Annotated in this window: 5 protein-coding genes; 4 read left to right on the top strand and 1 reads right to left on the bottom strand. The window is 70.0% G+C overall.

Features of this window, described 5'->3' with window-relative positions; translation table 11 throughout:
• Window positions 1–98: 98 nt before the first annotated feature.
• A complete protein-coding gene (trxB, locus tag E1264_RS39385) occupies window positions 99–1,052 on the top strand; it encodes a thioredoxin-disulfide reductase (protein WP_132182151.1) in 954 nt (317 codons plus the stop codon).
• Window positions 1,053–1,500: 448 nt separating this feature from the next.
• Window positions 1,501–1,815, top strand: coding sequence for a thioredoxin (trxA, locus tag E1264_RS39390; RefSeq protein ID WP_132182153.1), 315 nt, complete (start codon window positions 1,501–1,503; stop codon window positions 1,813–1,815).
• Between the two features lie 119 nt (window positions 1,816–1,934).
• Here the strand turns inward: trxA and E1264_RS39395 are convergent, their stop codons facing one another.
• On the bottom strand, window positions 1,935–2,552 hold the full coding sequence (locus E1264_RS39395) for a GNAT family N-acetyltransferase (RefSeq protein WP_131968986.1): 618 nt from the start codon (window positions 2,550–2,552) through the stop codon (window positions 1,935–1,937).
• A 701-nt stretch (window positions 2,553–3,253) separates the two neighbouring features.
• On the opposite strand from E1264_RS39395, the gene E1264_RS39400 reads away from it, so the two are divergent.
• Together E1264_RS39400 and E1264_RS39405 are read left to right on the top strand one after the other, a co-directional pair.
• On the top strand, window positions 3,254–4,546 hold the full coding sequence (locus E1264_RS39400) for a PLP-dependent aminotransferase family protein (protein ID WP_243711452.1): 1,293 nt from the start codon (window positions 3,254–3,256) through the stop codon (window positions 4,544–4,546).
• Window positions 4,547–4,688: 142 nt separating this feature from the next.
• A partial coding sequence (locus tag E1264_RS39405) for a D-alanine--D-alanine ligase (protein WP_132182155.1) occupies window positions 4,689–5,618 on the top strand: 930 nt, incomplete at its 3' end.

Here is a 5,618-nt window from a genome sequence, read left to right on the forward strand (position 1 = left end):
GGCTGCGGTGTGCCGGGAATCCTCGGGGCCTAGGATCGGTTGAGGCGATTGCCAGGCCAGGTCGCGCGGCACGACGGCCAATGAGGAGAGGCAGAACAGTGAGCGACGTCCGTAACGTCATCATCATCGGCTCGGGCCCCGCGGGCTATACGGCCGCCATCTATGCCGCCCGCGGCGACCTCAAGCCGCTGGTGTTCGAGGGTTCGGTGACGGCCGGCGGTGCGCTGATGAACACCACCGACGTGGAGAACTTCCCCGGGTTCCCGGACGGCATCATGGGCCCCGACCTGATGGACAACCTGCGCAAGCAGGCCGAACGCTTCGGCGCCGAGCTGGTCACCGACGACGTCACCGAGGTCGACCTCACCGCCGACCCGAAGATCGTCAAGGTCGGTGACGATACCTACCTCGCCAAGACCGTGATCGTGGCGACCGGGTCCGGCTACCGCGAGCTGGGCCTGCCGGACGAGAAGCGCCTCTCCGGACGCGGCGTGTCCTGGTGCGCGACCTGCGACGGCTTCTTCTTCCGCGAGCAGGACATCGCGGTCGTCGGCGGCGGCGACACCGCCATGGAGGAAGCGATCTTCCTGACCAAGTTCGCCCGCTCCGTCACCGTGATCCACCGCCGCGACCAGCTGCGCGCGTCCAAGATCATGCAGGACCGGGCGTTCGCCAACGAGAAGATCAAGTTCCTGTGGGACAGCGAGGTCACCGCGATCCACGGCGACGACCGGGTCACGAGCGTCACCGTCCGCAACACCAAGAGCGGCGAGCAGTCCTCGCTGGAGATCACCGGGCTGTTCATCGCGATCGGGCACGACCCGCGCAGCGAGCTGTTCGCAGGCCAGCTTGAGACCGACACCGACGGCTACCTGCTCGTCGACGCACCGTCCACCAGGACGAAGGTTCCCGGCGTGTTCGCCTGCGGTGACGTGGTCGACCACATCTACCGTCAGGCCATCACCGCTGCGGGGACCGGCTGCTCGGCCGCGATCGACGCCGAGCGGTGGCTGCAGGATCGGGATGCCGCGGAAACCGTGCCGCAAGCCTGACCCGCGCCCCCCGTCCACGCCACGTCCCACCAGTCGCCACCATGTCGAGGTCGTTATCTGCTGGCTGCGGTGCTGCTTCATGCACCGGGTGGGCACGCTACCCGCAGCCAGTGGACGGACGGCGAGCGGGCGGACCATCCACAAACCGAATGCACCGCAAGCACAATGCCCGGAGCCTGGAGCAAGGCCGGGACCGGGACCGCTCCAGGTGGAGCGGACGAGCCCGGGGTGCGCACCCCGCAGACCGGCAGGTCGCGCCGACCGGCAGGGGCTCGATCGGGGGAGCGCGCGTGACGAGAGCCGCCGCCGAATTGGGTCGGAGCAAGGGTCTGGACGGAGGCTGATGGGCCGACAGGCCGGGCGGTCGATGAATTCGCTGGCCGGGCGTGATCGTCCGGCAGTATCGGGCGGGGTCTCCCGCCGCCCGCACGTTAGGAGAAGGAGAACCATGAAAGCCGTGACCGACGCCGACTTCGCCGCCGAGGTTCTGGAGAACGACAAGCCCGTCCTCGTCGACTTCTGGGCGGAGTGGTGCGGCCCGTGCCGGATGGTGGCGCCGATCCTCGAAGAGATCCTCAAGGAGCACAGCGACAAGATCGAGATCGTCAAGCTCAACATCGACGAGAACCCGAAGGTGCCGCAGAAGTACGGCATCCTGCAGATCCCTACGATGAACGTCTACAAGGGCGGTGAGGTCGTCAAGCAGATCATGGGAGCCAAGCCGAAGGCCGCCCTCCTGCGCGACCTGGCCGAGTTCATCTGACGGCGCACTGCTTCTGGAACCTCGTCAACCTCGTCGTCTCCCGCGGCGAGCGCGAAATCGTGTGGCCCGCACTCCCGGCAAGGAGTGCGGGCCACACGAATAAACCGGCTCAGAACGCCTCAGACGGGGCGTAGCGCCCCCTCCGGTGTCATGGACCCCAGGAGCCGCTCCAGCGCCACCTCGACGTCCTCACGCCACGACAGGGCCGACTTCAACTCCAGCCGCAGCCGCGGATACCGGTGATGCGGCCGGACGGTCTTGAACCCCACCGACAGCAGATAGTCGGCGGGCACCATGCACCCGCCCTCCTCGCCCTTCAGGTCGCCGAACGCCTCGATCGCCTTCACCGTCCGCCGGGTGAGGTCCTTCGCGACGCCCTGGACGAGCATCCGCCCGAGCCCGCCGCCCGCGAACTCCGGCAGGATGTGCGCGGTCATCAGCAGCACCGCGTCCGCGCTGACCGGGCTCGTCGGGAACGCCACCGAGCGCGGCACGTACAGCGGCGGCGCGTACATCACGAAGCCCGCGGGAACGTTGTCAACGTACACGATCTTGCCGCAACTGCCCCACTCCAGCAGCGTCGAGGAGATCCAGGCCTCCTTCTCCAGGCCCGAATCGCCGCTCTCCAGCGCCCGGTCCCGGCTCACCGGGTCCAGTTCCCAGAAGACGCAGCCGCGGCAGCGGTGCGGCAGGTCGTTCAGATTGTCCAGCGTGATGTTGACGAGACGACGCGACACTGGGCGGCACCCCCTGTTGCGATCCTCGCCCCGCCGACCTGAAACCTCTGGCCGGGCCGTCGGTTCCGGGGCGGAACGCCGCTCCGCTGAAGTTCCCGGCAACATTCCGGGATCCTCGGGCATCGTATCGGACAGGGGACCATCACCCGGCTCGGCACACCTTCGTACCAACCGCCGTCTAGCCGACCCGAGCACCGCCCATCCGTGGGTGAGACGGGGACGCTCGGACGGCACGGAGGTCGCACGACCATCCGGGCAGCACGCCGACCCGGACGCCATGCGTCCACGGCCGGTACAGCGAAGCGCCGATCGGGTGGCGGACCTTCTCGGGCAAGGGCGGACAGGAGCAGTCCAATGGCCACTCACTCGGGCGAGGCTGGCGCGCACCCCCACAGCCGGTGCGGCCTCGGAGCGGTCGACAGGCATGCCTTCACCCGCACGGCCACCCGCGCGGCCGACCTAGCACAGCCCACCCGACCGGCACATGCCCCAGCGGAGCGGCACGACCAGTCCGATCGGATCACCACTCACAAGCCCACATCCGTCCTCACATGCGAGCCGCACAGCGGCCCCGCCGGACGCCACGCCCTCATGGGCGAGGCGGAACGGCCGGTCCGGACGCCTCGCCCAGGGGTTCGCAGGGAGCGACCCCGCCAGATGCCGTAGTTTGCAGGCAAGCCAGTCCACCTCGGAGGTGCCTCGTGGAACAGCACTCGCGTACGGATGCCTACACCGATCGCTACGCCGCCCGTGCCGCCGGCATGGTGCCCTCGGAGATCCGGGCTCTGTTCGCGATGGTCGCCCGTCCCGAGGTGGTCTCGCTCGCTGGCGGCGCGCCGTACGTCTCCGCGCTTCCCCTCGACGCCGTGGGCCGGATGATCGGCGACCTGGTCGCGGGCAAGGGCGCCGAGGTGCTGCAGTACGGCTCCGCGCAGGGCGACGAACAACTCCGCGAGCACATCTGCGACGTGATGGCGCTGGAGGGCGTCCAGGCGTCCGCGGACGACGTCGTCGTCACGGTCGGCGCCCAGCAGGCGCTCGACCTCATCACCAAGATCTTCGTGGACCCGGGCGACGTCGTCCTCGCCGAGGCCCCGTCCTATGTCGGCGCGCTCGGCACGTTCGCCGCCTACCAGGCCGACGTCGTCCACGTGCCGCTCGACGAGGCGGGGCTCATCCCCGCCGCGCTCCGCGAGACCCTCGCGAACCTCCGGGCGCAGGGGCGCCGGGTCAAGTTCCTCTACACCGTCCCGACGTTCCAGAACCCCGCGGGAGTCACGCTCACCACCGCCCGCCGCGCGCAGATCCTCGAAATCTGTGCCGAGTACGACGTCCTGGTCATCGAGGACAACCCGTACGGGCTCCTCGGTTTCGAGGACGAGCCCATGCGAGCCCTCCGCGCCGACGACGCCCAGCGGGTCATCTACCTCGGCTCGTTCTCCAAGACGATCGCGTCCGGCCTCCGGGTCGGCTGGGTGCTCGCGCCGCATGCGGTGCGGGCCAAGCTCGTCCTGGCCGCCGAGTCCGCGATCCTGTGCCCGTCGAACTTCTCGCAGCTCGCCGTCCGCGAGTACCTCGCCACCCAGCCGTGGCGGGAGCAGATCAAGGACTTCCGCGAGCTCTACCGGGCACGCCGCGACGCCATGCTCGAATCCCTCGAACAGCTCATGCCGCACGGCTGCACCTGGACTCGTCCCGCAGGCGGCTTCTTCGTCTGGCTCACGCTCCCCGAGGGCCTCGACGCCAAGGCCATGGCACCCCGCGCCATCGCCGAACGCGTCGCCTACGTCCCCGGCACCGGCTTCTACGCCGACGGAACCGGCCACCGGCACATGCGCCTCTCCTACTGCTTCCCCGAGCCGCACCGGATCCGCGAGGGCGTCCGGCGCCTCGCCGCGGTGGTGGAACAGGAGATCCGCCTCCGCGACACCTTCGGCAGGACGGCCACGGGCGGTTCCACCGGCGTTCAGACTCCGGGGCCGCACGTCGTCTGAATGTTTCACGTGAAACGCACCGGGTCGCCGAGGCTTCGTCACCGGGCCTAGGGCATGATCGCGTCGGACGGCATCATCCGGCGCTCGTCCAGCGGGGGAGCCGGTGCGTTCCGCCGTCACGGCACCATCTGGAGGGGCAGCAGTGGAACTCGGGCATGTCGTCGTCCTGGCCGGCGGGCTCTCTTACGAGCGGGAGGTCTCGCTCCGCTCCGGCCGGCGCGTCACGGAGGCGCTGCGCGCCCTCGACATCCCCGTCGAACTCCGCGACGCGGACGCGACGCTCCTGGACTCCCTCTCCGACGATCCCCCGGACGCCGTGTTCCCCGTCCTGCACGGCGCGGCGGGAGAGGACGGCTCGATCCGCGACGTCCTCGAACTCCTGGACGTCCGCTACGTCGGCGCCCGCCCGGACGCCTGCCGGGTCGCGTGGGACAAGCCGACCGCCAAGTCCGTCGTCCGCCAGGCGGGTCTCCGCACACCGGACTCCGTCGCCCTCCCCAAAGAGGTCTTCCACGACCTCGGCGCGTCGTCCGTCCTCGACCACATCATCCGCAGCCTCGGCCTCCCGCTGTTCGTCAAGCCCACCCGAGGCGGCTCGGCACTCGGCGCGTCCGTCGTCCACGAGGCCGCGGACCTCTCCGCCGCCATGGTCGGCTGCTTCGCCTACGGCGACGCCGCCCTGGTCGAGCGCTATGTCGCTGGCACCGAGATATCCGTCAGCGTCGTCGAGCGCGACGGCACCCCGACCGCCCTGCCCGCGGTCGAGATCGTCGCCCCCGGCGGCCTGTACGACTACACCGCCCGCTACGACGCCGGCGACACCGAATTCATCACCCCGGCCCGCCTGGACGCGGACGCCACCGCCCGCGCCACCGCCGCCGCCGTCACCGCCCACCGCGCCCTCGGCCTCCGCGACCTCTCCCGCACCGACCTCATCGTCTCCCCCGACGGCGAGGTCCACTTCCTCGAAGTCAACGTGGCCCCCGGCATGACGGAGACGAGCCTCTTCCCGCGCGCCATCAGCGTCGCCGGCCTCGACCTAGGCGAAGTCTGCCGAGACCTGATCCTCGCC

Origin of the sequence: Actinomadura sp. KC216 (assembly GCF_004348535.1) — a bacterium.
GTDB lineage: Bacteria > Actinomycetota > Actinomycetes > Streptosporangiales > Streptosporangiaceae > Spirillospora.

Coding starts and splice junctions, on each gene's coding strand:
- trxA (WP_132182153.1), top strand. CDS start 1,501: ATGAAAGCCGTGACCGACGCCGACTTCGCCGCCGAGGTTCTGGAGAAC.